The organism is Methylibium sp. (assembly GCF_013817345.1).
Classification (GTDB): Bacteria; Pseudomonadota; Gammaproteobacteria; order Burkholderiales; family Burkholderiaceae_C; genus Methylibium.
Genome location: NZ_JACDCW010000060.1, coordinates 1 through 26,622, shown reverse-complemented (window position 1 = coordinate 26,622; position 26,622 = coordinate 1). Strand labels below are relative to the sequence as shown.

Annotated in this window: 20 protein-coding genes and 1 pseudogene; 11 read left to right on the top strand and 10 right to left on the bottom strand. The window is 66.8% G+C overall.

Annotated features, from left to right (window positions below):
- Window positions 1–223 precede the first annotated feature (223 nt).
- The 3 genes from H0W40_RS12390 to H0W40_RS12380 all read left to right on the top strand — a co-directional run bounded on the left by H0W40_RS12390 (window position 224) and on the right by H0W40_RS12380 (window position 6,314).
- Window positions 224–4,216, top strand: coding sequence for a Pls/PosA family non-ribosomal peptide synthetase (locus H0W40_RS12390; RefSeq protein ID WP_292446567.1), 3,993 nt, complete (start codon window positions 224–226; stop codon window positions 4,214–4,216).
- A 13-nt stretch (window positions 4,217–4,229) separates the two neighbouring features.
- On the top strand, window positions 4,230–4,835 hold the full coding sequence (locus tag H0W40_RS12385; RefSeq protein ID WP_292446565.1) for a 4'-phosphopantetheinyl transferase superfamily protein: 606 nt from the start codon (window positions 4,230–4,232) through the stop codon (window positions 4,833–4,835).
- Window positions 4,836–4,904: 69 nt separating this feature from the next.
- Window positions 4,905–6,314 carry a TolC family protein gene (locus tag H0W40_RS12380; RefSeq protein ID WP_367153806.1) on the top strand — a complete coding sequence of 470 codons (1,410 nt, stop codon included), beginning with the start codon at window positions 4,905–4,907 and terminating at the stop codon, window positions 6,312–6,314.
- A 355-nt stretch (window positions 6,315–6,669) separates the two neighbouring features.
- On the opposite strand, the gene glgA is transcribed toward H0W40_RS12380, so the two are convergent.
- Window positions 6,670–8,127: a glycogen synthase GlgA gene (gene glgA / locus H0W40_RS12375; protein ID WP_292446563.1), complete on the bottom strand. Its 1,458-nt coding sequence runs from the start codon at window positions 8,125–8,127 to the stop codon at window positions 6,670–6,672.
- 14 nt (window positions 8,128–8,141) lie between these two features.
- Entirely contained in the window at window positions 8,142–9,407 is a 1,266-nt protein-coding gene (gene glgC / locus H0W40_RS12370; protein WP_292446561.1) for a glucose-1-phosphate adenylyltransferase, read from the bottom strand.
- 111 nt (window positions 9,408–9,518) lie between these two features.
- Between glgC and H0W40_RS12365 the strand changes: the two genes are divergently transcribed.
- Complete coding sequence (locus H0W40_RS12365; protein WP_292446560.1) at window positions 9,519–11,969, top strand: glycogen/starch/alpha-glucan phosphorylase; 2,451 nt, start codon at window positions 9,519–9,521, stop codon at window positions 11,967–11,969.
- A gap of 218 nt (window positions 11,970–12,187) precedes the next feature.
- On the opposite strand, the gene H0W40_RS12360 is transcribed toward H0W40_RS12365, so the two are convergent.
- Both H0W40_RS12360 and H0W40_RS12355 read right to left on the bottom strand, forming a co-directional pair.
- Window positions 12,188–12,433 carry a hypothetical protein gene (locus tag H0W40_RS12360; RefSeq protein WP_292446558.1) on the bottom strand — a complete coding sequence of 82 codons (246 nt, stop codon included), beginning with the start codon at window positions 12,431–12,433 and terminating at the stop codon, window positions 12,188–12,190.
- Window positions 12,430–12,750, bottom strand: a complete 321-nt coding sequence (locus H0W40_RS12355) for a hypothetical protein (protein ID WP_292446556.1) — start codon at window positions 12,748–12,750, stop codon at window positions 12,430–12,432. Before H0W40_RS12355 ends, H0W40_RS12360 begins: the two co-directional genes overlap by 4 nt.
- 186 nt (window positions 12,751–12,936) lie before the next feature.
- Here H0W40_RS12355 and H0W40_RS12350 point away from each other — a divergent pair, with 186 nt between their 5' ends.
- Both H0W40_RS12350 and H0W40_RS12345 read left to right on the top strand, forming a co-directional pair.
- Window positions 12,937–13,818: an ion transporter gene (locus tag H0W40_RS12350; RefSeq protein WP_292446554.1), complete on the top strand. Its 882-nt coding sequence runs from the start codon at window positions 12,937–12,939 to the stop codon at window positions 13,816–13,818.
- 200 nt (window positions 13,819–14,018) lie between these two features.
- The gene (locus H0W40_RS12345) at window positions 14,019–15,386 is read left to right on the top strand and encodes a cation:proton antiporter (RefSeq protein WP_292446553.1); all 1,368 of its coding nucleotides are present in this window, start codon (window positions 14,019–14,021) and stop codon (window positions 15,384–15,386) included.
- Between the two features lie 344 nt (window positions 15,387–15,730).
- On the opposite strand, the gene H0W40_RS12340 is transcribed toward H0W40_RS12345, so the two are convergent.
- The 5 genes from H0W40_RS12340 to H0W40_RS12320 form a co-directional block, all read right to left on the bottom strand.
- A complete protein-coding gene (locus H0W40_RS12340; RefSeq protein ID WP_292446551.1) occupies window positions 15,731–16,690 on the bottom strand; it encodes a phosphodiesterase in 960 nt (319 codons plus the stop codon).
- Between the two features lie 328 nt (window positions 16,691–17,018).
- Window positions 17,019–17,894 (bottom strand): ABC transporter permease subunit, encoded by an 876-nt coding sequence (locus H0W40_RS12335; RefSeq protein ID WP_292446549.1) that lies wholly within the window; start codon window positions 17,892–17,894, stop codon window positions 17,019–17,021.
- Entirely contained in the window at window positions 17,887–18,675 is a 789-nt protein-coding gene (locus H0W40_RS12330) for a taurine ABC transporter ATP-binding protein (protein ID WP_292446548.1), read from the bottom strand. The genes H0W40_RS12335 and H0W40_RS12330 overlap by 8 nt, the downstream gene beginning before the upstream one ends.
- 80 nt (window positions 18,676–18,755) lie before the next feature.
- Window positions 18,756–19,757 (bottom strand): taurine ABC transporter substrate-binding protein, encoded by a 1,002-nt coding sequence (gene tauA, locus H0W40_RS12325; RefSeq protein ID WP_292446546.1) that lies wholly within the window; start codon window positions 19,755–19,757, stop codon window positions 18,756–18,758.
- Window positions 19,758–20,085: 328 nt separating this feature from the next.
- On the bottom strand, window positions 20,086–21,618 hold the full coding sequence (locus tag H0W40_RS12320; RefSeq protein WP_292446545.1) for a PLP-dependent aminotransferase family protein: 1,533 nt from the start codon (window positions 21,616–21,618) through the stop codon (window positions 20,086–20,088).
- Window positions 21,619–21,733: 115 nt separating this feature from the next.
- Between H0W40_RS12320 and H0W40_RS12315 the strand changes: the two genes are divergently transcribed.
- Both H0W40_RS12315 and H0W40_RS12310 read left to right on the top strand, forming a co-directional pair.
- Entirely contained in the window at window positions 21,734–22,132 is a 399-nt protein-coding gene (locus tag H0W40_RS12315; RefSeq protein WP_292446544.1) for a nuclear transport factor 2 family protein, read from the top strand.
- 21 nt (window positions 22,133–22,153) lie between these two features.
- A complete protein-coding gene (locus H0W40_RS12310) occupies window positions 22,154–23,596 on the top strand; it encodes an FAD-binding oxidoreductase (RefSeq protein WP_292446542.1) in 1,443 nt (480 codons plus the stop codon).
- A 37-nt stretch (window positions 23,597–23,633) separates the two neighbouring features.
- Here H0W40_RS12310 and H0W40_RS12305 read toward each other — a convergent pair whose 3' ends face one another.
- Entirely contained in the window at window positions 23,634–24,086 is a 453-nt protein-coding gene (locus tag H0W40_RS12305; RefSeq protein WP_292446540.1) for a hypothetical protein, read from the bottom strand.
- A 112-nt stretch (window positions 24,087–24,198) separates the two neighbouring features.
- Between H0W40_RS12305 and H0W40_RS12300 the strand changes: the two genes are divergently transcribed.
- The 3 genes and pseudogenes from H0W40_RS12300 to H0W40_RS12290 all read left to right on the top strand — a co-directional run.
- Window positions 24,199–24,498, top strand: coding sequence for a cupin domain-containing protein (locus tag H0W40_RS12300; RefSeq protein ID WP_292446538.1), 300 nt, complete (start codon window positions 24,199–24,201; stop codon window positions 24,496–24,498).
- 28 nt (window positions 24,499–24,526) lie between these two features.
- Window positions 24,527–25,438 (top strand): ProQ/FINO family protein, encoded by a 912-nt coding sequence (locus tag H0W40_RS12295; protein WP_292446536.1) that lies wholly within the window; start codon window positions 24,527–24,529, stop codon window positions 25,436–25,438.
- Window positions 25,435–26,622, top strand: a pseudogene (locus tag H0W40_RS12290) (ATP-dependent helicase); the annotation flags it as partial. The gene H0W40_RS12295 and the pseudogene H0W40_RS12290, both read left to right, overlap by 4 nt.

The following is a 26,622-nucleotide window of genomic DNA, read 5'->3' as shown; positions in this document are numbered from 1 at the left end:
CCTACGACTTGCTTGTCCATGATGTGCATTACCGGCTTGATGCACACCATCGCAGGCGCGCTCGATCAGGCGATCGTGCGCATCTCGTCGTGAACGGGCAAGAGGGCCTTGAGGCCACGCTTACCGACGCGAAGTCCTTTGTTGCGCCGATGCGTACAACGGCCCCCGCTGGAAACCCGGCGAGCGTCTGCAGCATTTGTTCGAGCAGAGATGCGCCCGCTTCGTGGCCGAGGGTGATGCGCAACACCAGGCAGTCGACGGCGCCGAAGGCGCGCTGACCTACCTGCAACTCGACGCCCGGGCAAACCAGCTGGCTCGACTGCTGATTCAGCAGGGCATCGGCGCCGGGGATGTGATCGGGTTGCTGTTCGACAAGAGCGTTCACAGTCACGTGTCGATGCTGGCGGTGCTGAAGGTCAACGCGGCCTACGTGCCGCTGGACGCGGTATTTCCAGCCGATCGCATCGCCTACATCGTCCGCGATTCCGGCATGGGTGCCTTGTTGACGCTGACCAATTACTTCGGGCTTGCGGAGGGCGCAGGCGTGCCGCTGATCTGCATCGATCAGCTCGTCGCGCAGATGGACGCACAGCCGGACACTCCACTCGAGTCAAATGAGACGGCGCCGCCGGTCAGCGAGCTGTGTTACGTGATCTACACCTCCGGCTCGACCGGGCGCCCGAAGGGCGTGCCGATCGAGCACGCCAGCATCTGCAATTTCGTCCGCGTAGCGGCGGAGGTTTACGGCTATGAGCAGACCGATCGTGTCTACCAGGGCCTGACGATGGCGTTCGACTTCGCGGTCGAGGAGGTCTGGGTACCGTTGGTGGTCGGTGCCGCTTTGGTGCCGAACCAGACCGGCGTCAGCCTGCTCGGCAGCGATTTGTGCACATTCGCCAGAGCTCGCGGGGTCACTGCGATGTGCTGCGTGCCGACGCTGCTGGCCACACTCGAAGACGACCTGCCCGCCCTGCGCCTGCTGATCGTGTCGGGCGAAGCGTGCCCGCGGGATCTGGTCAGGCGCTGGCACCGGACGGGCCGCAGGATCCTGAATGCGTACGGCCCGACCGAGACCACCGTGACGGCCACGATCGCGACCTTGATGCCCGAAGAGCGGGTGACGATCGGCCGGCCGCTGCCGACCTATTCGATCGTCATCCTGACGCCGGGTGAAAACCAGGCCTTGGCGCGTGGAGAGGTTGGCGAGATCGGAATCGCCGGCATTGGCGTGGCCGCCGGCTACCTGAACCGCGAGGAGCAGACCCGCCAGGCGTTCATCCCCGACTTTCTGGGCATACCGAACAATCCGTCGGGGCACATTTACAGAACCGGGGACCTGGGGCGCATCGATCCGAGCGGGCAGGTCGAGTACCTCGGGCGCATCGATACGCAGGTCAAGATCCGCGGCTACCGCATCGAGCTGACGGAGATCGAGTCGGTCATCATGCACATCCCGCAGGTGGCTCAGGCCGTGGTCAACACTTGGGAGTCCGCGCCCGGCGCGACGGAGCTGGTGGCGTACTACACGCTGCATCCGGACACGCAGCCGCTTTCGGCCAACGACGTGGCGCGGGAACTGCGTGCCAGGCTGCCCGGCTACATGGTTCCGGCGTATTGCGAGCACCTGGCATCGATACCGATGCTGGCCAGCGACAAGGCAGACCGCAAAGCCCTGCCACTTCCGCACGGCACACGGCTGCACAGCGACGATAGCCGGTACGTGGCGCCAATCGGGGCGCTGGAGTCGACTGTGTGCCAGGTGCTGGGCGAGCTGCTGCAGCTTGACCGGGTCTCGGTCGAGGATCATTTCTTCGACGACCTGGGAGCCAACTCGCTGCTGATGGCGCGCTTCAACGCAAAGCTGCGCAAAGAGCTGCAGATCACGAACGTTTCGATGAGGGACATCTACCTGCAGCCGAGCGTGCGCAAGCTGGCTGGCTTGCTCGCATCCTTGCCGCAACAGTCGGTCGCGGAGCGGCGCGACAACGCGAGTCATGTGGCGAGCGGGCTTGCCTACGGGACCTGCGGCGCACTGCAGGTGGCGATCGCGTTCGCCTACCTGTACTTCCAGGCCTTCATCTTCTATGAAGGGTTTCTCTGGACCGTCGAAGCGGTCGATCTGCTATCGACCTATCTGCGCGCCACAGTGTTTGGCGCCGGCGCTTTCGTCATTGCGGCGGGAGCGCCCGTGCTGCTCAAGTGGCTGCTGATCGGACGCTGGAAGGAAGAGACGTTTCCTGTCTGGGGAATCAAGTACCTGCGCTTCTGGGCCGTACGGCTGCTGACTCGACTGAACCCGATGGTGGCATTCGTCGGATCGCCGTTGTACGTGGCTTACCTGCGGCTGCTCGGTGCGAAGGTGGCATGGAATGCGGTGGTGCTGTCGCCTGATGTACCGGTGTGCACCGACCTGGTCTCGATTGGCGAGCGAGCGGTGATCACGAAGAACGTAATGTTTGCGGCGTACAAGGCCGAATCGAACCGAGTCAGCTGCGGACGCATTGACATCGGACGCAACACCTTCATCGGCGAAGCTACCGTGCTCGACATCGGCACCGTGATGGAAGACGGCAGCCAGCTCGGCCATGCGTCGTCGTTGCAGACGGGCCAGCGGCTGACGGCCGGGCGCCGCTACCACGGCTCACCGGCGCAGGAAACTCAGGCGCAGTACCGGCGCTTGCCAGACGGTGACGTTGGCATCGTCCGCAGACTCGCCTATTCAACGGTGCAGCTGGCTTCGCTGCTACTCGTCTATGTGCCATTGCCGATGTTCGCGGCCTGCTTGCTGTTCGAAGGCAAGCAGCAGTACTCCCGCATGGACAGCGTCGAGCGCTTGCAGGCGTCCGCGCCGCTGAACGACGCGCCGCTGTGGACGACAGCGCTCGGGGCAATGTCGATCACCTCGCTCGTCTACGCCGGTGCATTGCTGGCCGGTCTGGCGTTCGTGCTCGCAGCACCGCGCTTGCTGAACCTGTTTATCGCTCCCGACCGAACGTACCCGCTGTACGGGTTTCACTACTTCTTGCACCGCCACATCCACAACATCAGTAATTCGAATTTCTACAACACGCTTTTCGGCGACAGCTCGTTCGTGGTGCATTACCTGAGTGCACTCGGCTACCGGTTCAACAACGGCATCGAACAGACCGGAACGAACTTCGGCCAGAGTCAGCAGCACGACAATCCGTTGCTGTGCGAGTTCGGTCGGGGCACGATGGTGTCCGACGGTCTGGCGCTGCTGAATGCCGAGTACTCCTGCGCGAGCTTTCGGTTATCGAAGGTTTCGATCGGCGCGCACAACTTCATCGGCAACAGCGTGTTTTATCCACCGCAGGGCAAAACGGCCGAAAATTGCCTGCTCGCGACCAAAGCGATGATTCCGATCGATGGCCCGATGCGGAGCAATGTCGGCCTGCTCGGGTCGCCTTGTTTCGAGATCCCTCGCTCGGTACGCCGCGATAGCCGGTTCGACGACTGCAAAGAGCCGCAAGTGCTGGCCCGCCGGCTCGCCGCCAAGAACGCTTCGAATGCACTGACGATTTTGTTCTTCGTGTTGTCCTACGGCATTGTCTTCAACCTGATCACGCTACCGCTGACCCTGGCATATGTCGCGTTCGGGTTCTTTGGCGCACTGTTCATCCCCTTGCTTACGTTTCCGACGTTCGGGCTGCTGATCCTGCACCACGTTTTCGTCGACTGGGCGTCGCGGGACTTCAAGCGCCTGCAGCCGCGCTACTGTTCGATCTACGACCCGACCTTCTGGCGCCATGAGCGCTACTGGAAGCTCGGGATGAGCAACGACAACCTGGTGCTCATGCTTTTGAACGGCACACCGTTCAAGGGCTTGGTGTGGCGAATGCTCGGCGTACGCGTGGGCCGGCAATTGTTCGACGATGGTTGTTCGATTCCGGAGAAGACGCTGGTCTCGATCGGCGATCACTGCACCCTGGGCAACCAGAGCCTGATCCAGGGTCACTCGCTGGAAGACGGCACCTTCAAGTCGGACCGCATCGTGATCGGCGACGGTTGCACGATCGGCGGAAAGGCTTTTGTTCATTACAGCGTCGAGATGGGCGACGACGTCTGCCTGGACGCCGACTCATTCCTGATGAAGGGCGAGCGCCCGGCTGTGCGGTCGCACTGGCGAGGGAACCCGGCAAAGGAAGTCCATGTGCCCGCCGCTGGCGCCGACCATATCGCCACCGCCTTGCCTTGAAGAAGCCCTGCTCATGAAGCTGCTCCGCGGCATGCTGCCTGCCGGCGCGGTCGGGGCGCTGCGGCGCATTCGACCGCAGGATGAGCAGTTGCTGACGGCCGCTGAAACCGCCAGCCTGCCGGCGCGGGTTGCGGTTCGGCGCCGGGCGAGCGGCGCGGCACGTGCACTTGCCCGCGAGCTGTTTGCGGCGATCGGCCTTGAAGCCACCGATCTGGTACGCCGTCCGGGCGGCATGCCGGCGTGGCCGCAGCACGCGGTGGGTTCGCTCGCGCACGACGACGTGTTCGCGGCCGCCGTGGTCGGGCGCTCCGATGTGCTGGGCGGCATGGGTCTGGACATCGAGCGTATCGAGCCGCCGGACGAAGACCTGCTGGCGCTCGTCGCGAGCCCGCTCGAACGTCGGTCCATGTGCGACGGCGGCACCCTGTCCCCTGTCGAGGCACTGTTCTCAATCAAGGAGGCGGTGTTCAAGGCTGTGTACCCCCACGACCGGATGTTTCTCGATTTCGATGACATCCTGATCGACGTCGAATCGCGATCCGCCTGCACCTGCTACGGACGTCATGTCGCTTGGCGTATGTCGGCGCAGCACCGGATCATGGCGATCGCGTGGTGGTGAACGCCGGCGGTTGTCACCTGCCGGATAAGCATAAAGCGACCGGAAAACGAACTTCCAAGCAGGAGTGCCATGTCGAGGCAACCAGGAAGACCGCTTTGTGCGCTGCTGCTGGCGGTGGCCGGGCCCGCCTGGGGCCTGGACCCGTTCAGCACCGCGGCCGGGGTGCCACCGCCTCCGGAACTGGGCGTCGTGATGGACGCGGCCGGCGGTGTTGAGGCTGGCTGCCCGCCCGGCGTGCCAGGCGGCACGATCGGGCTGGCCGAGGCAGTCGCGCGTGCCCTGTGCTACGACCCGCGAACGCGGCAAACCTGGGCGCAGGCCAGGGCGTCGGCGGCTCAACTCGGCATAGAGAGGGCCGGCTACCTGCCCGAAGTATCCGCGGGTCTCGAGCTCTCGCGCGACCGGCTTCGCATCCGGGAAGACGGCAGCGAGAGCCGGATCGCAGAGACGGCCGAAAGCGGCGCCGTCGAGCTGACGTGGATGTTGTTCGATTTCGGGCAACGAGACGCGGCCGTCCAAGGCGCTCGTCACACCTTGCTTGCAGCCACCGCAACTCACGACGCGACGATGCAACGCGTGTTTCTCGATACTTCGAACGCTTTCTTCACGCTGCTTGCGGCCCAAAGCGAGCTGGCGATCGCGCGCGAAGTCGAACAGTTCAGCGAGCAGATCGTGCGCGAAGCCGAAGAAGTGCTGAAAGACGAGGACGTGGATCTTGCCGAGAAGCTTCAGGCCAGGACTGCGGTCGCCGAAGCCACGCTGGACCGTGGGCGGGCCGAGGGCGCGTTGCGCCTTGCTCAGGGTCAGCTCGCGATCCTGCTGGGACACGGGCCCGACATCGCGGTCGACATAGCGGCCGAGGATGAACCACCGCCGGATCTCGGCTTCGTGCAGTTGATTCAAGAACTTCTGCGGCAGGCGCAGGCTGCACATCCGGCAATCAGAGCGGCGCGCCTGCGTCTCGACGCCGCACGCGCGAGCGCCGACTCGGCGCGCCGGGCATATAGGCCGACCCTCGGCCTGGCCTATGGCAACAGGCGCTTCAATGAGATTCCCGACGCTCGGGTACGCGAAAACAGCCTGTCGTTGCAGCTGAGCATCCCGCTATTCGACGGCTTTGCGCGCAACTACCGCGAGCGCGAGGCCCTGGCCCAGGTCGATGCCGCCAGCTCTGAAGTCTCGGAGGTCGAACAGACGGTCGCACTCGAAGTCTGGGAGGCCTTTCACACCTTGGAGACCGAAACGCGGGTGATGATCGACGCGACGAGGCTGTTGGAGCTGTCCAGCGAGTTGCTCCAGGCTGAACAGACGTTGTTTCGCGAAGGCGAGGGCGACATGCTTGACCTGCTCAGTGCACAGAGCTCGAAGGCCGGCGCGTCACTCGAGCAATTGCAGTCGAAAGCGAACTTGCGCGCGGCGCGCCTTCGCCTTGCGGCCAGCTTGGGCCGACTCGGCTTCTGGACGCTGCGGCGACCGTAAATTGCCGCAGTCGCCAGCGAGCAACAACTAAAAGCTGAGTAAGGCCGACCGGGTTGCAGCGGCCAAGCTTGCTGTCGATCGCCAAGCTCGCGTACTCTGTTTTCCATCTGAAGTCGGACGCGGAGTGCCCGAGTGTCCTCGAGCCGGAAGGGCGTCTCGTGGCCCACGGTCTGATCGCTTGTTCCATGGCTCGTGACGAATGGCGTTGGCAACTGATCCGATGAAGTCTTCCATCGAGTTGTGCCATTGACGATGCGCCAGTGCGACAGGGAAGCGCCTGTTGTGCTCAAGCAGGCAGGCGGCCGGGCACTCTCACCGGAGGTCGGCTTCGCGCGCGACGCTGAATGGCCTGCCGTCACGTGGTAGCCATGGCGCCGCGGTACAGCGCCATGTATTGCACGGCTGCCTGATCCCATGAAAACGTCTCGGCCATCGCTCGCCGCATGGCTTGCTGCCAGTCGCTGGGCCGGTGGTACAGCGCCACGAGGCGTTCGACGGCTTGTTCAAGTGCGGCTGGCGTGGCATCGTCGAACACGAAACCGGTGCCCGTGCCGCTGCGCAGATTCGTCGCGCTGGCATCGACCACGGTGTCGGCCAGGCCGCCGACTCGTCGCACGAGTGGCAGCGTGCCGTAGCGAAGGCCGTACATCTGCGTCAGCCCGCAAGGCTCGAAGCGCGAGGGCACGAGGATCGCGTCGGCGCCGGCGATGACGCGATGGGCCAGCGCTTCGTCGTAGACGAGGCGCACCGCCACGCGAAGCGGTTCGGCCTGCGCGGCGTCGCGCAACGCAGCTTCGAGGGCCGGCTCGCCGGTGCCGATCACGACCAGTTGCGCGCCGAGCCGCAGCAGCGCCGGCAACACGCCCAGTACCAGATCGAGCCCCTTCTGCTCGCTCAGGCGGCTGACTACCGCGAGCAGCGGCGCGCCGGCGTCGGGAGGGAGCGCCATTTCCCGCTGGAGCGCAGCCTTGCATTCGCGCTTGCCCTGAGGACGCTCCGCGCTGTAGCGCGACGCGAGTTCGGAGTCGCTCTCAGGGCTCCACACGTCGCGATCGACGCCGTTGAGGATGCCCGACACGTCGGATTGGCGAGCCCTGATCACGCCGTCCAAGCCGCAGCCGAATTCGGGCGCGGCGATCTCACTGGCGTAGGTCGGGCTCACGGTGCTGATGCGGTCGGCAAAGTTCAGTCCAGCCTTCATGAACGATAGCTGGCCGTGGAATTCGAGGCCTTCCAGACTCATGTAGCGCGGCGGCAGCGCGAGGGCACCGAAGCCGCCCGGCGAAAACAGTCCCTGATACGCCAGGTTGTGAACCGTGAAGACCGACGTGGCGCGGGTTGCCGGATGGGCTCGCATGTAGGCGCAGGCCATCCCCGCATGCCAGTCGTGCGCGTGCACGACGTCCGGCGTCCAGCCCGGGTCGAGCTCGCCAGCGGCGAGGTGGGCGCCCAGCCAGCCGAGCAGCGCGAAGCGCTGCAGGTTGTCCGGCCAATCCGCTCCGCGGTCGTCCTGGTACGGGCCGCCGCCGCGGCGGTACAGGTAGGGCGCATCGACCACATAGGCTCGAACGGGGCTGCCCGGCAGGCGGCCCAGTCGCAGCGTGATGCGGGCGGCGCCGAAGGCCGGCCCGATCTCGCAAACGGTCTCCGGTTGCAGCAGGGCTTCAGCGATGGCAGGCAGGCCGGGCAGCAGCAGGCGCACGTCCGCGCCGGCACGAACGAGGGCCGGCGGCAGTGCGGCGACCACGTCGGCCAGACCACCGGTCTTGACCAGCGGATAGATCTCCGCTGCCAACTGGAGCACTCTCGGCACAGCGGCGGACGCCTTCAAACGAGCCGCGCGAGCATCTCGCGGGTGACGAGCGTGATGCCGCTCTCGCTGCGATGGAAGCGCCTGGCGTCCTCCGCTGGGTCTTCGCCGATCACCATGCCGTCCGGGATGATGCAGCCACGGTCGATCACCGCGCGTGTCATGCGCGCGCCGCGCCCGACCTCCACGCCGGGCAGGACGACGGCCCAGTCCACCTTGGCGTGCGAATGGATGCGCACGCTGGAAAACAGCACCGAGCGGAACACCGCGCCCGAGACGATGCAGCCGCCCGACACCATCGACTCGACGGCCGAGCCTCGGCGATCGGGCTGGTTGTGCACGAACTTGGCAGGCGGCAACTGCTGCTGGTAGGTCCAGATCGGCCAGCGCGTGTCGTACAGGTCGAGCTTCGGCACGGTCGCAGTGAGGTCGATGTTGGCGTCCCAGTAGGCGTCGATCGTGCCGACGTCGCGCCAGTAGGGTTCGTCGCCCACGTGGGTCGACACGCAGCTGAGGCTGAACGGGTGGGCCACCGCGCACCGGTTGCGTACCGCACGGGGAATGATGTCCTTGCCGAAATCGTGCGACGAGCCGGGATCGGCGATGTCGCGCTTCAGTTCGTCGTTCAGGTACTGGCGGTTGAAAACGTAGATGCCCATGCTGGCCAGCGCCATGTCAGGCCGGCCGGACATGGCCGGCGGATCGGTGGGTTTCTCGACAAAATCGACGATGCGCATCTGCTCATCGACCGCCATCACGCCGAAGGCGGTGGCTTCCTCGCGCGGCACCGCGAAGCAGCCGACCGTGCATTCGGCGCCGCTGGCGACGTGGTCGGCAAGCATCAGCGCGTAGTTCATCTTGTAGATGTGGTCGCCGGCCAGCACGAACACGTAGTCGGCGTCGTAGCCGTCGATGATGTCCTGGTTCTGCCACACGGCGTCCGCGGTGCCCCGGTACCACGACTCCTCGTCGAGCCGCTGTTGAGCAGGCAGCAGGTCGACGAATTCATTCATCTCGCTTTTCAGGAAGGCCCAACCGCGCTGCAGGTGCCGCAGCAGGCTGTGCGACTTGTACTGGGTGATGACGCCGATGCGCCGCAGCCCGGAGTTCATGCAGTTCGACAGCGTAAAGTCGATGATCCGAAATTTCCCGCCGAAGTACACGGCCGGTTTCGCGCGGCGGTCGGTCAAATCCTTGAGCCGGCTCCCGCGTCCACCCGCAAGCACCAGCGCGACGGCTCGTTTCGGGAGATCCAGATTGCGAGCCAGTTCCGCAGAATGCATGTCGTCTCCGAAGGGCCGGGTGGCAGGCCGGATAGTGCACGCCGCGGCGACGTAGCGCAATCACTGCATCGGTACTCGCCGCGTTCGCAACTACAGATGGGGAACCCACCGATGAAATTCGACCGCAGGGACCGCAGGGACCGCAGCGACCATACCGCTCTGACGGCATTGAACTATCACTTGCTCACCACTGTGGGCGTGTCGCCCAACGAGGCCACGCCGTCCGACCTGATGCGCGCGGTGGCGCACGAGTCGCGCCAGCAACTGGCGGAGCGCTGGGTGCATACGCAGGCCGCCGAGCGCGCTGCGAAGGTGCGCCGCGTCTACTACCTGTCGATGGAGTTCCTCATCGGGCGCAGCCTCGGCAATGCGCTGGCTGCGCTCGGGCTGCGCGACGACGCGGCCGCTGCCGTACAGGCCCACGCTCGCCGCCTCGAGGACGTGGAGGAACAGGAGTCGGACGCGGCTCTGGGCAACGGCGGCCTCGGCCGCCTGGCGGCGTGCTTCCTCGACTCGATGGCGACACTCGGCTTGCCGTCCTTCGGCTACGGCATCCGCTACGAGTACGGCATGTTCGCCCAGGACATTCTCGACGGCCGGCAGGTCGAGCATCCCGATCCCTGGCTCGCCGACGGCACGCCGTGGGAGTTCCCGCGTGCCGGCATCGATGTGCCGGTGCACTTCGGCGGCTGGGTCGAGCAGCGGGGCGAGGTGTCCGTCTGGCATCCGGCGGGTGAAGTCCGCGCCAAGGCCTGCGACATGGTGGTCCCGGGCCACGGCACGCGGCATGTCGGCACCTTGCGGATGTGGAAGCCGGCGGCGCCGGCGCACATCGACCTGCGCGCCTTCAACAGCGGCGACTATGCCCGCGCGGCCGAGGTGAAGAACGAGTTCGAGAACATCTCCTGGGTGCTGTACCCGAACGACAGCACGCCGGCCGGACGCGAGCTGCGGCTGCGCCAGGAGTACTTCTTCGTCGCCGCTTCGGCGCACGACATCGTGTCGCGTCACCTGGCCGAGCACGGCAGCCTCGACAACCTGGCCGAGAAGGTGGCGATCCACCTGAACGACACCCACCCGGCCATCGCGGTGGCCGAACTCATGCGGCTCCTTGTGGACCAGCACGCCTTCAGCTGGGCCGATGCCTGGACGCAGTGTCGTCGGGTGTTCTCGTACACCAACCACACGCTGATGCCCGAGGCGCTCGAGACCTGGCCGGTCGGGTTGCTGCACCACGTGCTGCCGCGCCACCTGCAGATCATCCTGCGCATCAACCATGACTTCCTGGTGGAGGCAGCGCACCACCGCCCGGGCGACGACGACTTTCTGCGCCGGTTGTCGCTGATCGAGGAAGCGGGTGAGCGCCGCGTGCGCATGGCGCACCTCGCGATCGTCGGCAGCCACAAGGTCAACGGCGTCTCTGCGCTGCATTCGACGTTGCTGGTGAAGACCATCTTCGCCGACTTCGCCAGCCTCTATCCGGAGCGCTTCACCAACGTGACCAACGGCGTGACGCCGCGCCGCTGGCTCGCTCAGGCGAACCCCAGCCTGGCTGCGCTGATCGACGGCAGCATCGGCAGCGGCTGGCGTCAGGAGCTCGACCGGCTGCGCGACCTCGGGCCGCAGTCCGACAACGCGGACTTCCGCGCCGCTTTCGCACGCGTCAAGCTTGCCAACAAGGAGCGGCTGGCGGCCTGGATGGCGCGCGAGCTCGGCCTGACGATCGACCCGGGCAGCCTGTTCGACGTGCAGGTCAAGCGCATCCACGAATACAAGCGCCAACTTCTCAACCTGCTGCATGTCGTCACGCGCTACCACGCCATCCTGCGCGATCCGCGAGCCGACTGGGTGCCTCGCACCGTGATCTTCGCTGGCAAGGCGGCGTCCTCCTATCACATGGCCAAGCAGATCATCCGGCTGATCCACGACGTCGGCGCCGTCGTCAACAGCGACCCGGTGGTCGGGGGTCGGCTCAAGGTGGTGTTCGTCCCGAATTACGGCGTATCGATTGCCGAACGCATCATGCCGGCCGCGGACCTGTCAGAGCAGATCTCCACCGCAGGCACCGAAGCCTCCGGCACCGGCAACATGAAGCTGGCGCTGAACGGCGCGCTGACCATCGGTACCGAGGACGGTGCCAACATCGAGATCCGCGATCAGGTCGGCGAGGCGAGCATCTTCCTGTTCGGCCATAAGACGCACGAGATTGCCGAACTCAACCGAGGCGGCTACCAGCCACTGCGCCTCTACGAGGGGGATGCGCGGCTGAAGGCGGTGCTCGATGCGATCGCCGGCGGCCGGTTCTCGCCGGAAGAGCCCGACCGCTACCGCGGCGTGATCGACGCGCTGTTGTGGGGTGGCGACCACTACAAGCTTCTTGCCGACTACGACTCCTATTTGGCGGCGCAGCAGCGCGTCGATGCGCTGTTCCGCGACGGTGAAGGATGGGTTCGGCATGCCATCGCCAACGTTGCCGGCATGGGGGCGTTCTCGTCCGATCGCAGTGTCGGCACCTACGCGTCGCAGATCTGGAACATGCAGCCTCGAGCGCCGCAGCGCTGACCGGTGCCCGCTGCGGTTGCGGGCGTGCCAGCCCGCGCTCAGCCGGCGGTCCGGGTCCGCCTCGCACTCGCACGGGCCACTCGCACGATCGAGCATTGAATTCTCCCGAGCCGACACGAACCAGGACAGCCGCATCTCTGAATCGGAATGGAGAACCTATCACGCAGTCCGGCGCAATGAAGCGCGGACGCAGCCCGGTCAGGCGGAGGGCTCCGCGTTCAGAGCCCGGAGTCTTCGCTTACCGGGTTGTGCAGATGTGCAGCGCCATTGCCGCTCAATGCGACTTTCTGGCTGCCGCTCGCGGTCAGCAGCACCGCGGCCGGCAACACCTGCACGGACGTGACTTGCGATGGGGCAGGCAGTGCTGACAAATCGACCAGCGGATTGATCAGCCTTTCGAGGGCGAAGGCAGGCATCGTGCCGATGGGGAAGCCGGCCAGGCGCAGGTCGACGATTTTCATCATGAGAGCGCCGTTGCTGGTGACCAGTCGGCCGCGCACCTTGGCGCGGGCGGCGGTAGCGAGTAACCGGCGGCCGAGAACTGCGACTCGACGGTAATCTCGTACGGAGGCTGGAGCGTGACGACGACCTTGTTCAGACCCGGGCGCGCATCCAGAAAGGCGGCGATGTCGGGCGCGAGAACAAGCACCTCGGCATCGGCCGCACCCAGCTCGACGAGACGTTTTTCGGTGCAATCGACAACGACATCGGACATCCTCACATCGACGCGATCCAGGATCGGCGACTTCGGCCGAGCGACACGCTCGCCGACAGCGCGCACTCGGTTCAGATCCGCAATTTCGCCAGTCACACGCGCGCCTTCGACCTGAACTTCATAGCTCGCAGCCTAGCCTGGCCGACGATGCGTGGCAACTTCGGGCAAGCGGCGCACCTACGGAGCTCAAAGGTGCTGCGCTGACCTGCGAGCCGATCGAGTCGGCACATATGCGACCAGTCAGCACAAAATTTGCTGCAATCGGGCCGCGGCGGCCAGGATGGTCAAACGGCGAGGACGCTCATGAGTCAACCAGGCGGTTCAGAGCAGCAAAACACCGATGAAGCCGGCACAACAGTGCTGGAGAGCGAGCGCTATCGCTTGCTGCAACGGCTCGAGGGCTGGCTCGAGACACCGATGCTGGTGCTTGCCTTCGCGTGGCTGGCACTGCTGGTGATCGAGCTGATCTGGGGCACCAGCCGGTGGTTCGAGACCGTCGGCACGGTCATCTGGATTGTGTTCATTCTCAATTTCGTTCTCGAGTTCGTGCTCGCCCCCCGCAAACTGGCCTATCTGAAGAGCAACTGGCTGACCGCGGTGTCGCTGCTGGTGCCGGCGCTGCGCTTGTTTCGCATCGTTCGCGTGCTCCGGGTGTTTCGCGTCACGCGCGCCGCGCGCGGACTGCGTTTGCTGCGCGTCATCAGCTCGGTGAACCGTGGCATGGGCGCGCTGGGGGCCAGCCTGAGCCGCCGCGGTTTCGCTTACGTGGCAGCGCTGACGGTGCTGGTCACCTTCGCCGGCGCCGCCGGGATGTACGCCTTCGAAAACCAAACCGCAGGGGGGCTCGCCACCTACGGCCAGGCTCTCTGGTGGACCGGGATGATCATGACGACGATGGGTTCGCAGTTCTGGCCCGAGACGGTCGAGGGCCGCGTGCTGTGCGTCTTTCTGGCGCTCTATGCCTTTGGGGTCTTCGGCTACGTGACCGCCACGCTCGCCACCTTCTTCGTCGGCCGCGATGCAGAGAACATCGACGGTGAGCTTGCGGGTTCCGCAGCGATCGCCACCCTGACGGTCGAGGTGGCCGCGCTGCGCGGCGAGATTCGCGTACTGCTGTCGCGGGTGCCGCGATGAGTGAAGCGAGACTGAACCCCTCGCCCGAGGCAGTCTCAGCACCCGTCGCTTACTGCGCGGTCAGCAGCAATTTGGGCTCGTAAGCCACGCGGCCGCGCCGAATGGCCTGGCGCTGAAACCGTCGCGCTCGTTGGCGACTGCCGGGTTGCGGCACCACGATTGCCAAGCTCTCCCCATCCTCCCAAACTCATCAAAACGAAATGAATGTCGCCATCTGGGCGCTGATCGTGGGCGGCCTCCTCATGTTCATGGCGCTGAGCGGGTCTGCCCTGCGTCACCTTCCGCTCAGCACGGCCATGTTTTATTTGCCCGCCGGCTTGGCCATCGGGCCGCTCGGGTTGGGGCTCGTGCGCTTCGATCCGATCGTCGATGCCCAGCTGCTGGAGCATCTGGCCGAGGTCGTGGTCGTCGTCTCGCTGTTCACGGTCGGCATGAAACTGAGCGTCGCGGTCGATGACCGCCGCTGGCTGCTGTCCCTACGGCTGGCGATCGGCTCGATGGTCATCACGGTCGGCTTGATCGCCCTCGTCGCCCTGGCGATCGGGTTGCCGCTCGGCGCGGCCGTGCTGCTCGGCGCCATCCTCGCCCCCACCGACCCGGTGCTTGCGTCCGACGTGCAAGTCGCCGATCCGCAAGACCGCAGTCGGCTGCGCATGGCGCTGACCGGGGAAGGTGGCCTGAACGACGGCACGGCTTTCCCGTTCGTGATGCTGGGGCTGGGCCTGCTGGGCTTGCACCCGCTGGGAGACTGGGGCACGCGCTGGCTCATGGTCGATGTGCTGTGGGCCATCCTGGGTGGGCTGGCCATCGGTGCGGCGCTGGGCACGCTGATGGGCCGGCTCGTCCTTTGGCTGCGCTTGCGACACCAGCAGGCGGTGGGTTACGACGACTTTCTTGCGTTGGGGCTCATCGCCTTGTCGTATGGCGCCGCGCTGTCGGCTACGACCTATGGCTTCCTCGCGGTCTTTGCAGCCGGCGTTGCGCTGCGCCGGGTCGAGCACAGCGAAACCGAGGCCGGCCGCGACACCCTGGACGCAGGGGCACCGGCGCCGGAGGTCATCATGGAGCAGTCGCTGACCAACCCGACACCGCCTATCGACGCGGAGCATGTCGCCACGCACCCCGCTCACGCACCGGCCTTCATGGCGCACGCCATGCTCGGCTCCACCGAGCAGCTGGAGCGGATCGGGGAGGTCGCCGCGGTGGTGCTGGTGGGCGTGATGCTGTGGATGGTCGACTGGTCGCTCGTCCCCTGGTGGTTCGTGCCGGTGCTCTTTCTGGTCATCCGACCGGTGTCGGTAGCGGTGGGGCTGGTGGGCACGTCGACCGACAGCCTCCAGCGCGGCCTCATCGCGTGGTTCGGCGTGCGTGGCATCGGCTCGATGTACTACCTGGGCTATGCCATGACGCATGGCCTCGATCCGACCGTTGCGCGGACGCTGGTCGCATTGACGCTATCGGCCGTGGTGGCCTCGATCGTCGCGCACGGGATATCGGTCACGCCCCTGATGGCGCTATACGAGAAGATGCGCAAACGGCGCCCTCGACACAGGAACAACGACATTTAGCTACGCAGGCCGATACCGCGCACAGGGGATCACAGCCGGTCTCATGCAATGTAGGCGTCCGGCGAAACCGTCTTGACAATAATGACGACGACGTGCTCGTCATCAGCGACCTCAACGCCTATGCCAAGGAAGACCCGATCACGGTGCTGACCGAGGCCGGCCTAGCACTGCGGTTCGTTCGTCGCAGAGCTAGCCTTCACACAGCAGGGGTCGCAGGTTCGACCCCTGCACCGCCCACCAGAAACACAAGCCTCGCAAGTCGTTGACTTGCGGGGCTTTTTGTTTGCCGTGTTCTGTGTGAGCCTTGAAGGTCCGCGGTGCCGGGTGCTTTTTCGATCGCGTGTTCATGTTGGTGAGGCCGGCGTCGATGCACGGCCGCCGTCGCGTTCTGCGCTTGTCTCGGCCGGCGGTGCCAGCGGGGCTTGATCGGTCACCAGGTTCCACAACAGCTCCTGCCCGTACGTGAGCCGGACCTCGTCTGCTCGGCAGGCCGCCTGCACCGCAGACAGGGGCTCGTCGGTGCGGCAGACGAGGGGCACCTCGAAGGGCTGGCGCCTTGGGTCCGCCACGCTTGCCACCAAGGGTTGATCTGCTCGGGCTCCCCGGCAAAGAACCACTGCAAACTCGCCAGATGCCAACTTGACCCATGTTCCCGGTGGGTACAGCCCGAGAACGCGCAAAGTCGCAGTGCCGATTTCATCCGGCCGACCGTCTGAACCAATGTATGCGTCTCTCGCCGCGACAGTCGTGAGCAGCGCTCTACGTCCTGCGCGAGGACTCAGCTTGGCCAAGAAGATGTCGACACGCTGCAAAAGCTCGGTAAGGCGGTCCGAAGGCTCCAAGCTCGACAGCGGTAATCCCCGCTCCCGTGGCAAATGATGCGCTTCGACGGCCTTCAGCCACAGCGCATTGGAAACGCCCCAACTGCGCAGAAAGTCAGCGCTTTGCCGCGCGTGGCCCGCCACGGCCTGCCGTTGCTCGATCGTCAACGGCCGCTCACGGTGAGCCAGTTCGTTTTGCAGCGCGGTAATGCTGATGTTCATCGTGAGCGCCGCATTGACCAGGGCGCGCCGCTCGTCGATCGTCCAATCCAGCTGCAAAGCCACCCAGTTTGCGACCAGCGCACAAGACAAGGAATGCTCGACGCTGTAGCGCTCCGACATTCGGGACTTGCGCTGGAACAGGGCGAACAGCGTTTCGTCCTGTCGATGCGGCGCTTGCAGCAGCACATGTTCCGCAAACGCCTGCAAGCGGCGTATGCGCAGCGGGTCTTCTTCCGCGTCCAACAGCATGACGCTCAGCATTCGCTCCAACTGCGCGAAGAGCGATGGGGTCACAGCGGGTACCGAACCCTTTTGCAATTGCTTGCTGCCGCGGCCGATGAAACGCAGATTGTCGTGTTCATGCCGCGGGCGGATGCTCTCGATCGAGCTTCACCGGGAGCAAAAAACTGTGTGCTCCTGTGCAGCGGCGCGGTTCGATATCAACCTCCGGCATCGTTGCCCCTGCTCTTCTTGCTTGTTGTGCAACTGATGCTAGCAGCGCAAGCCCGCTCACAGCCTGAGGACTTGCAGATTCATAGAGCTTTTCAGGAGAAGCCGCCCGGCTCGCAGCGCCCGAAGGCGCCACAAGCTACATCCGCCCCTTCCAGGGCACCGCCCTGTGCTCCACCCAGCGCATCAGCAGATCGAACAGATACGCCACTACGCCGATCACGATGATGCCCATGATGACGATGTCGGTGCGCAGGAAGTTCGACGCGTTGAGCACCATCTGGCCGAGGCCCGTGCTGGCGGCCACCATCTCCGCGGCGACCAGCGTGGTCCAGCCGAAGCCGATGGCGATGCGCATGCCGATGAGGATGTCGGGCAGGGCCGAGGGCAGGATCACGTGGCGGATCACCTGCGTGTAGGTCGCTCCCATTGAATAGGCGGCGTTGATCTGTTCCTGCGAGGCGCTGCGCATGCCGGAGCGGGCGGCCAGAGCGAGCGGCGCGAAGCAGCTCAGGAAGATCAGCAGCACCTTGGGCAGCTCGTCGATGCCGAACCAGATGATGATGAGCGGCAGGTAGGCCAGCGGCGGCAGCGGCCGGTAGAACTCCAGCGGCGGATCGACGATGCCGCGCACCACGCGCGACATCCCCATCGCGATTCCGATCGGAATGGCCGTCGCGCAAGCCAGCGCGAAGGCCGAGAACACGCGGAACATGCTCGCCGCGAAGTGCTCCCACAGCGGCTTGTCGTTGGCCTGGCCGGTCAGGTATTCGTAGAACTGCTGGAACACCGCCTGCGGGCTGGGCAGGAACAGCGGCTTGACCCAGCCCATGTTGGTGATCACGAACCACAGCAGCAGCAGCACCAGGATCGAAACGACGCTGATGCCGGCGCTCGAGCCCTCGCCCGGCACCTTGAACTTGCTGGTCTTGAGGGCGGCGCCGCTCTTGGGCGGGGCCGTCGTGGGCGAGGCAGGCGGCACCACGGTCGCTGCCGGAACGATGACGTCAGGCATGAGCGGCCTCCCGGTGATGAATGATGGAGAGCACCTCTTCGCGCAGGCGGATGAACTCGGGTTCCGACTTCACCTTGCGCGCGTCGCCGTGCTTCAGGAAGCTGCGCGAGAACGGCATGTCGTCGTAGACGTGCGAGATGCGCCCCGGGCTCGGGCTCATCACGATCAGCCGGGTCGCCAGGAACAGGGCCTCCTCGACGGAGTGGGTGATGAAGAACACCATCTTGTTGGTGGCCTGCCAGGCGCGCAGCAGGATCTCCTGCACCGTCTCGCGGGTGAAGGCATCCAGGGCGCCCATCGGCTCGTCCATCAGCAGCAGCGCCGGGTCGCTGGCCAGTGCGCGGGCAATGCCCACGCGCTGCTGCATGCCGCCCGAAAGCTCGTACACCGCGCGATCCGCGTACTGCTCCAGGCCGACCAGCGCCAGCTTGGCCTCGGCCGTGCGGTTGCGTTCGGCCTTGCCGACGCCCCGCATGCGCAGGCCCAGCGCGACGTTGTCGCGCACCGTCAGCCAGGGCATCAGCGCGTGCTTCTGGAACACCACGCCCCGGTCGGCGCCGGGGCCGTCGATCGGCGCGCCGTCGAGCAGGATGCTGCCGGTGGAAGGCGGCAAAAAGCCCGCCATGCAGTTGAGCAGTGTCGTCTTGCCGCAGCCTGAAGCGCCGAGTGCGACCACGAAGTCACCGTCGTGCATCTTCAGGTTGACGGGCGCCAGCGCCTGCAGCGTGCCGCCCTTGACGGCGTAGTTGACCGTGAGGTCCTTGATGTCGAGCGTGGGCATGGTGCCTCCGCGTATTCGCGAGTGATGTACAGGGCGCGAGCCGCGCGCGGCAGTGCCGCGGCCAGCTCGCGCCGGCAGAGCTACTGGGCCATGGCCTTCTTCACGTACACGTCGGTCACGTAGCCGGCGTAGCTCGGCTTGGCTTCCTGAATACGACCCTGCTCCTTGAGGAAGGCGGCCGTGTTGCTCATGGCCTTGGCGGCGCCGCCGCCGAGCCAGGTGCTGGAAGCCTGCTCCTCGAGCGTGGGGAAACCGTAAAGCGCCATCGTCGGCACCACGTTCTTCGGATCGGCCTTGGTCCACTTGCTCATCGCCTTGACCTGCGGCGAGGTTTCCGTCCAGCCCGCGCCTTTGCTGCGGTACTCGTCGTTGGCACGGTTGAGCGCCTTGACGAAGGCGACCATGAAACTCTCGTTCGCAGCGGCCCACTTGGCATCGACGGCAATGCCCTCGAAGGTCGGGTGGCCCTGCTTGCCGATGCTGCCGGAGGTGGCGATGGACTTGCCGCTGTCCTTGATGCGCGAGAGCACCGGGTCCCAGATGAAGGTCGCGTCGATGTCGCCGCGCTCCCAGGCGGCAGCTACCTCGGGCGGTCGCATGTTCATCACCGTCACCTTGCGTGCATCGACGCCGGCAAGCTTCATGGCGGCCATGAGCTGGTAGTGCGCCGTCGAGACGAAGGGCGTGGCCACTTTCTTGCCGACGAGGTCTTTCACGCTGTCGATGTTGGAGCCGTTGCGCGCGATGAGCGCCTCGGCGTTGGCGATGTCGGCCGAGATCCAGAACAGCCGGATGTCCTGGCCCTGGCTGACCGCGGCGGTCAGCGGGCTCGAGCCCACTTCGCCCATCTGCACGTCGCCCGAGGCCATCGCGCGGATGACGTTGCCGCCGCCGTCGAACTGGCGCCAGTTGATCTTGTAGCCGGTCGCCTTTTCCACCTCGCCGGACTCCATGACCAGGCGCAGCGGTACCAGCATGTCCTGGTGGGCGAAGGTGACGGTCTTGGTCTGCGCACCGGCCGCACCGCTCAGGGCGACGCAGGCGGTGGCCAGCCAGATCGAAAGGTGTTTTTGCATGCTCATCGGTTTCTCCTGTGAAGCCCGGACGGTGAATCGATGGCGCGCGGCGTCCATCGCTGTCTCGACTGTGCGCGCGGCAGGGCGGGGCCGGAAGTGCCAGCCCTCGGCCGGCGATAGGGCCAGCAGATCAGGGGATACCCGCAGCGCAGACGCCTGGCCTCTTGCTCCCTCGCCCCTTTGGGGAGAGGGCGGGGGTGAGGGGCGCTCCGGCCTGGCCCTCACTTGCAGTGCGCGTCCGGGCTTGCAAGCCCGGACCGCTCAGTGGGCTCGCCGGATGCGGCTCGAAAGCCCCACTTCGCCCCCGACCCTCTCGCAGAGGGAGAGGGAGCTTTCAGTGCGTTCGCAGGGTACTGCGCGCTTCGCCGCGGGCGTGCGCCAGCTCGTCCACCGCCAGTGCCAGCGCGCGGATGCCCGCCGGGATCTGTGCCGCGGCGATCGACGACAGCCGCAGCCGGAAGAACGGGCAAGGGTAGGGCGGTCGTGCATAGAACACGTCGCCCACTTCGATCAGCACGCCGTGGCGGCGCGCGATGATGGCCAGGTCGCCGCTGTCCACCCAGGCCGGCGCGTGCACCCAGATCGAAGCGCCGCCTTGCGGCAGGGCGAACTCGAAATCCGGCAGGTGCTCGCGCAGCGCCTGCGCCACCAGCGCCATGCGTTCCTGCAGGGCCTGGTTGACGCGCCGCGCATGCGACTCGTGGTGGCCGAGCGAGAGGAAGAGCGCGTAGGCGTGCTGAAGAAAGGCGCTCGGGTGGCGCACCATCGCATGGCGCAGCACGCGCAGCTCGGCGATCAGGCTGCGCGGCGCGACGATGTAGCCCAGCCGCAGCACCGGCGACAGGCTCTTGGAAACAGAGCCGACGTAGATCACGCGCCCGGTCTTGTCCAGGCTCTTGAGTGCGGGCATGGGCGCGCCGACGTACAGGTTCTCGGCTTCGTAGTCGTCCTCGATGACGACGAAGTCCTGCAGCTCGGCCTGGCGCAGCAGCCGCTGGCGGCGCTCCAACCCCAGGGTCACGGTGGTCGGGCTCTGGTGCGAGGGCGTGACGAAAAGGTAATCGAGCCCCGGCATGCCGTCGACCACCACGCCTTCCTCGTCCACCGGCACCGGCACCCAGCGCGGGTCGCGCAGCGAGAATGTGTTGCGCGCATGAGGATGGCCCGGCTCCTCGAAGCCGACGCGAGTGCCCGTGTCGAACAGTGCCTCGGCCAGCAGGTAGCAGGCCTGTTGCGAGCCGACCGTCACGAGGATCTCGTCCTTGAGCGCGAACACGCCGCGCTTGGGCAGCAGCCGCAGGCGGATCTGCTCGATGAGGTCGGGCACGTCGTCGGTCTCGAAATCCGGCGTCCAGTGCGGTAGTTGCGCGCGGGCCAGGCTTCGGACGCAGCACTCGCGGAAATCTTCGGTGGGGAAGAGCTGCGAGTCGTAGGTGCCGTACACGAAGGGGTAGGCGTATTCACGCCAGCGATCCGGCTTGGTCAGCGTGGGCCGGTCGAGCAGCGAGCGCAGCACGCGGGCTTGCCAATCCGGCGCCGCGCCTGAACGGCCACCGCCGTCCGGCAGCGGCTCGGCTTGCACCGCCGGCAGCGCGCGCGCGTTGGCCGCCACGAACACGCCGCTGCGCGGACGCGCTTCGAGGAAGTTCTCGTCGATCAACTGCTCGTAGGCCGAGGTCACCGTGTTGCGGCTCAGCCCCAACAGCCGGGCCAGTTCGCGCGATGAGGGCATCGGCGCGCCAGGCGAAAGCCGCCCGTCGAGCACCGCCTGCACGACGGCCACCCGCAAGCGGCCCTGCAGCGGCAGGCCGGGCTGCTCGGGCAGCTCGAAGAGCTGGGCCCACTGGGTGCTCTGGGGGTTGCGCATGGCTTTCGAAGTCTACGGCTGGCGCGCACGAATCCCTGCATCTGGCTCTATCGGCGAAAGGCGAAGCTTTCTACGCTGACGGCATCAGGGCGAGTGCTCGCCCTCAGGAGAACCCATGAGCCAGTCATCCACGATCACAGAAGCCACTCTCGCCGCCTTCGGCGAGGCCTGGAACCGCCACGACATCGACGCGCTGATGTCCTTCATGAGCGAGGACTGCGTGTTCGACACCGCCGCCGGCGCCGAGCGCTTCGGCAGCCGCCACGTCGGCCAGGCCGCCGTGCGCAAGGCCTTCGCCGCCGCCTGGGAGGCGGTGCCCGACGCGCAGTGGCGCGACGCCACGCACCTCGTGCAGGGTGACAAGGGCTTTTCGCAATGGACTTTCACCGGCACGGCCGCCGACGGCAGCCGCATCGAGGTCGATGGCATCGATCTGTTCACCTTCAAGGGCGCAAAGATCCACAGCAAGAACGTGTTCCGCAAGGCGCGGCCCAACCTGCCCGCCGCCCAGTAAACGAACCGAACCGGAGTTGCCATGGCCGCCACGCACACTGCGCCGTTCAACCCAGCGGCGCTGCCCCCCAGCAGCAGCTACGATCCGCGCTACGACCCGCTGGTCGCGCACGACCCCGGCGCCGGCCGGGCTTACGCGCCGAGCTACTGGGTCGCCACGGCCGGCACGCCGCCGCCAGACGACGGCCCCGTGCAGGGCGACATGGATGTCGATGTGGCCATCATCGGCTCGGGCGCCACCGGCATGTCCACCGCGCTCTTCCTTGCGCAGGAGCACGGCATCCAGGCCACGGTGCTGGAAGCCAACCAGGCCTCCTGGGGCTGCTCGAGCCGCAGCGGCGGGCAGGGGCAGAACGCGAGCGGGCGCCTCAAGCGCTCGCAGTGGATCGAGCGCTGGGGCCTGGAGGTCGCCAAGAAGCTCGACGCCGAAATCCGCGGCGGTTTCGAGCGCTTCAAGGAGCTGACGCAGGAGATCGACTGCGACGCCTACGACGGCGGTCACCTGTGGGTGGCGCACCGGCCGACCAAGCTCGACTTCCTGGCTCGCGAAGCCAAGGTGATGCGCGAGCAGTTCGGCTACCGCACGCGCATGCTCAGCGCCGAAGAACTGAGGCGCGAGCACTGCGACGAGCGCGAGGCCGCGGGTGCGTTCTACGAGCCCGAGGGCGTGGGCATCCATCCGCTCAAGTTCACGTTCGGACTGATGCGCAAGGCCCAGGCGCTCGGCGTCAAGCTCCACACCGCCAGCCCCGTGCGCGGCTGGGAAACGCACGGCGGCGTGCACCACCTGCGCACGCCCGGCGGCACCGTGCGCGCCAAGCGCGTGGCCGTGTGCACCGGCGGCTACACGGCGCAGCAGCTCAACCCGCTGCTGAAGAACAAGCTGATGCCGATCCTGTCGAACTCGGTGGTCACGCGCGTGCTGACCGACGCCGAGCTGAAGGCCACGAACTTTCGCTCGCAGACCTTCCTCACCGACACGCGCACCCTGCGCTTTTACTACCGGCTGCTGAAGGACAACCGCCTGCAGCTCGGCAGCCGCAGCGCGGTGACCGGCGCGCAGGCCGAAGACCCGGTGCACAAGCAGTTGCTCACCGACGCCATCGCGCGCAAGTTTCCGCCGCTGGCGGGCATCGGCATCGACTACTCATGGTGGGGCTGGGTCGACATGAGCCACGACATGATGCCGCGCATCGCCCAGCCCGATCCGGCGCAGCGCATCTGGTATTCGGTGGGTTACGGCGGCAACGGCGTCTCGTTCTCCACACTGGCCGGGCGCCGCCTGGCCGAGCGCGTGGCCGGCAAGGACGGCGGCAAGGCCGTGTTCGAGCTCCCGATCTACAACTCGCCGCTGCCGTTTCCCAATGTGATGGGGCTCGTCGAGTCGCCCGTCTTTGCGCCGTTCCGCCGGCTCGGGCAGCGTGCGCTCTACAAGTGGTACTGGTTGCGCGACGAGAAGCTCTGACCGGGGCGGTAGCCGCAGTGAGACGGCCGGTGGCCCGTCAGCTTCGCAGCCGTTCGCGCGGCGCGTTCCGAGCCGGTGCCGCGGTAGTCCACGCAATCAGGGCGAGCAGCGCGACCTGCACGGGAAGCCGCAGCAACAGCGCCCAGTACGGCACGCCGAACAATTCGGGCCGCTGCAGCATGTAGAGGTGCGCCGGCGTGACGGCGATCGTCAGTGCGAACAGTCCCCAGCCCGCGGCGCGGCGCGTGCGCGGCCACAGGAGGCCCGCCGCGCCGAGCAGCTCGAACACGCCGCTGACGAGCACGGCCTCGCGCGGCCACGGCACGAAGGGCGGCACGATGCGCATCTGCGCATCGGTGAAGACGAAGTGCGCGATGCCGCCGATCGCGAACCACAGGAAGACGATGCCCAGGCCGATGCGCCGCCCGCGGCTCATCGTGCGGGTGCGGGCCGTCGTGGAGGGCGTCTTCAGCGAATCGTCGGGAGTCATCGGATCGTGCGTGGTCAGGAACCGACGCGCACGGTGGGAGACGGTACCGCGCCGCCACGTCGGTGAGCCATCGAAGTCACAATTCCGGCCAACGTCCATTTCCGAGGCCGCGATGAGCACTGCCACATTCAACGAGTTCGAAACCCAGGTGCGAGCGCAGGGCTTCGATGAGGTTCTGGAGCGCAACTGGGCACCCGACACGGTGCTCGACACGCACGTGCATCCTTTTGCCATTCAGGCGCTCGTCGTTCGCGGCGAGATGTGGCTGACCGTGGGTGGCGACACCCGGCCCTTGCACGCCGGGGACGCGTTCACGCTCGGCCGCGAAATTGCGCATTCGGAGCGGTATGGCGACAAGGGCGCGACCCTCTGGGTGGCGCGGCGTGGCGGAGCGAGCAACGATGGCCAGTGATCCGCACCCGGCCCCCGATTCCGCTGCAATGAACGATCTCCGGTCCACCGCCGAGGATCAGGCGCCGGCGACCGAAAGTGCCGCGCCTGCGAGCGAAAGCCCTGCGCAGGCCGCCGAGAGCTCGCCGACGGTCGATGCGAGCCCGACTCCGGTAGCGACCGCGAACACGCCGCCCGCAGTTGCCGATCTCTCGCCCTCTGCCTGCGCTGCACGCCTCGTCGAACTGTTCCCGGCCGTCTTCACACCTGGGGCGCCGAAGCCGCTGAAGTTGCGCATCCAGGCCGACGTGCAGCAGCGGGCCCCTGGCGTCTTCACGAGAAAGGCGCTCTCGGTCTTCTTGCACCGGCATACGACGAGCACGGCCTACCTCAGGGCGCTGGCCGATGCGGCCGATCGCATCGACCTCGACGGCCTGCCCGCCGGCCCCGTGGACGACGAGCACCGTCAAGCCGCCGCCACTGAGCTGCAGCGCCGCCGCGCTCTGCACGACGAGCGGCGCGCGGCGGAACGCGACGCCCAGCGCAAGGCGCATGACGAGCGGCGCGCAGGCGAGCGCGAGGCCCAGCGCGCTGCCCACGACGCTCACCGCGCCACGCACGACGAAGCCCGACGCTCGCGCGCGGCCGAAGGCCAGGCGCTGAGCGAACGTGCCGCGCTGCTTCGCGCCTTCGAGGCGACCACGCTGACCGCCGCGAACTTCTGCGCGCTGAAAGGACTGTCGGAAAGCGATCTCGCCGCCGCGCTCGCGCAGGCGCGCGAAGACCGGCAACGGTTCGCCCAGGCGCCACGGCCGCAGCAGCCCGAAACGCGACCCGCGGAGCGCGATCCGCGCACGCGCTCTCAGCCGTCCGATGGCCGACCCGCCGAAGGTGAGCCGCGCACGGCGCATCGCCAGCAGCCCGATCGTCGTCCCCGCGGAGTCCCCAAGCCGCCTCGATGAGCCCGTCCGCATCAGTGAGCGCCGATGCACCGATCCCCGGCTTCTTCCGCCCGCGCCTGAGCCTGCAGACGCTGACCCGTGGCGACGGCCTGCTCGGCCTGCGCGCGGCGCCCGGTTTCGGCCCGCGCGGTGCCCAGGTCACGGTGGCGCGCGCCGACTGGACCTACGCCACGCCTGCCGGCCTGAACTGGGAAACCCCGGCGCCCACGGGCGTGTTGAACACCCGCCCGAAGCCGACGCAACTGCTGCGCGGCGCCTGGGATCTGCGCGTGCTGCTGCAGCGCGACCTGGCGGCCGAGGCCGACGCGCGCGACGCCCTTTGGGGCACGGGCCTGCGACCGCTGCCGTTCCAGGCGCTGCAGTGGCGCAGCCCCGACGCGGGCGAAGGCCATGAGGGCCTTTGGACGCTGCCCGAAGAGTCGCACTTCGGCGACTTCTGGGCCGAGCAGGTGCCGCGGCTGCAGAAGGCGGGGTGGTCCATCGTCGTGCAGCCCGGCTTCGCCCACCAGAGCGTGCAAGTCGATGCATGGCGGCTCCTGATCGACCCGGCTACCGGCAACGAGCAAGGCCGCGAACTGGTCGAGCCGCTCGGTCCCCGGATGCAAGGCATTGCGGCGTTGCGCCAGCCGCCGCGCGAGGGGTCCTGGATGCTGAGTTTGGGCGTCGATGTCGATGGCGAGACGCTCGACCTGGTGCCGCTCCTGGCCGACTTACTCAAGCGCGACGCGCGCTGGCTCGATGCCCGCGAGATCGCCGCCATCGACGACCATTCGCTGATTGCGCTGCGCGCCCCGGGCGGACGGCGCATCGAGGCGCCGGCCGGGCCGCTGAAGGCCATCGTCGGCGCGATGGTCGACCTGCTCACCGACCCCAGGCGCGCCGGACAGGCCGGCGGGCCGCTGCAGCTTTCCACCTGGGAGGCGCAGCGCGTCGAAGCGCTGAGGGAGGGGCTGTCGCAGACGCAGGCCGCACGCGCCGGTGCTCACGGGGCCTGGCAACTGCAGGGCGACGCCGGACTCGCCACGCTGGCGCAGCGCCTGCGCGCGGCCGGCAGCCCTGCGCCGGTGCCGCCGCCGGCGGGGCTGGGCCTGGAGCTGCGCGGCTATCAGCTTCACGGACTGGCGTGGCTGCAGTACCTGCGCGAACACCGGCTCGCCGGCATCCTGGCCGACGACATGGGCCTG

Coding starts and splice junctions, on each gene's coding strand:
- H0W40_RS12310 (WP_292446542.1), top strand. CDS start 22,154: ATGGCCGCCACGCACACTGCGCCGTTCAACCCAGCGGCGCTGCCCCCC.
- H0W40_RS12300 (WP_292446538.1), top strand. CDS start 24,199: ATGAGCACTGCCACATTCAACGAGTTCGAAACCCAGGTGCGAGCGCAG.
- H0W40_RS12385 (WP_292446565.1), top strand. CDS start 4,230: ATGAAGCTGCTCCGCGGCATGCTGCCTGCCGGCGCGGTCGGGGCGCTG.
- H0W40_RS12345 (WP_292446553.1), top strand. CDS start 14,019: ATGAATGTCGCCATCTGGGCGCTGATCGTGGGCGGCCTCCTCATGTTC.
- glgC (WP_292446561.1), bottom strand. CDS start 9,407: ATGCATTCTGCGGAACTGGCTCGCAATCTGGATCTCCCGAAACGAGCC.
- H0W40_RS12335 (WP_292446549.1), bottom strand. CDS start 17,894: ATGCCTGACGTCATCGTTCCGGCAGCGACCGTGGTGCCGCCTGCCTCG.
- H0W40_RS12295 (WP_292446536.1), top strand. CDS start 24,527: ATGAACGATCTCCGGTCCACCGCCGAGGATCAGGCGCCGGCGACCGAA.
- tauA (WP_292446546.1), bottom strand. CDS start 19,757: ATGAGCATGCAAAAACACCTTTCGATCTGGCTGGCCACCGCCTGCGTC.
- H0W40_RS12360 (WP_292446558.1), bottom strand. CDS start 12,433: ATGATGAAAATCGTCGACCTGCGCCTGGCCGGCTTCCCCATCGGCACG.
- H0W40_RS12365 (WP_292446560.1), top strand. CDS start 9,519: ATGAAATTCGACCGCAGGGACCGCAGGGACCGCAGCGACCATACCGCT.
- H0W40_RS12320 (WP_292446545.1), bottom strand. CDS start 21,618: ATGCGCAACCCCCAGAGCACCCAGTGGGCCCAGCTCTTCGAGCTGCCC.
- H0W40_RS12340 (WP_292446551.1), bottom strand. CDS start 16,690: ATGCTGAGCGTCATGCTGTTGGACGCGGAAGAAGACCCGCTGCGCATA.
- H0W40_RS12315 (WP_292446544.1), top strand. CDS start 21,734: ATGAGCCAGTCATCCACGATCACAGAAGCCACTCTCGCCGCCTTCGGC.
- H0W40_RS12330 (WP_292446548.1), bottom strand. CDS start 18,675: ATGCCCACGCTCGACATCAAGGACCTCACGGTCAACTACGCCGTCAAG.
- H0W40_RS12380 (WP_367153806.1), top strand. CDS start 4,905: ATGTCGAGGCAACCAGGAAGACCGCTTTGTGCGCTGCTGCTGGCGGTG.
- H0W40_RS12305 (WP_292446540.1), bottom strand. CDS start 24,086: ATGACTCCCGACGATTCGCTGAAGACGCCCTCCACGACGGCCCGCACC.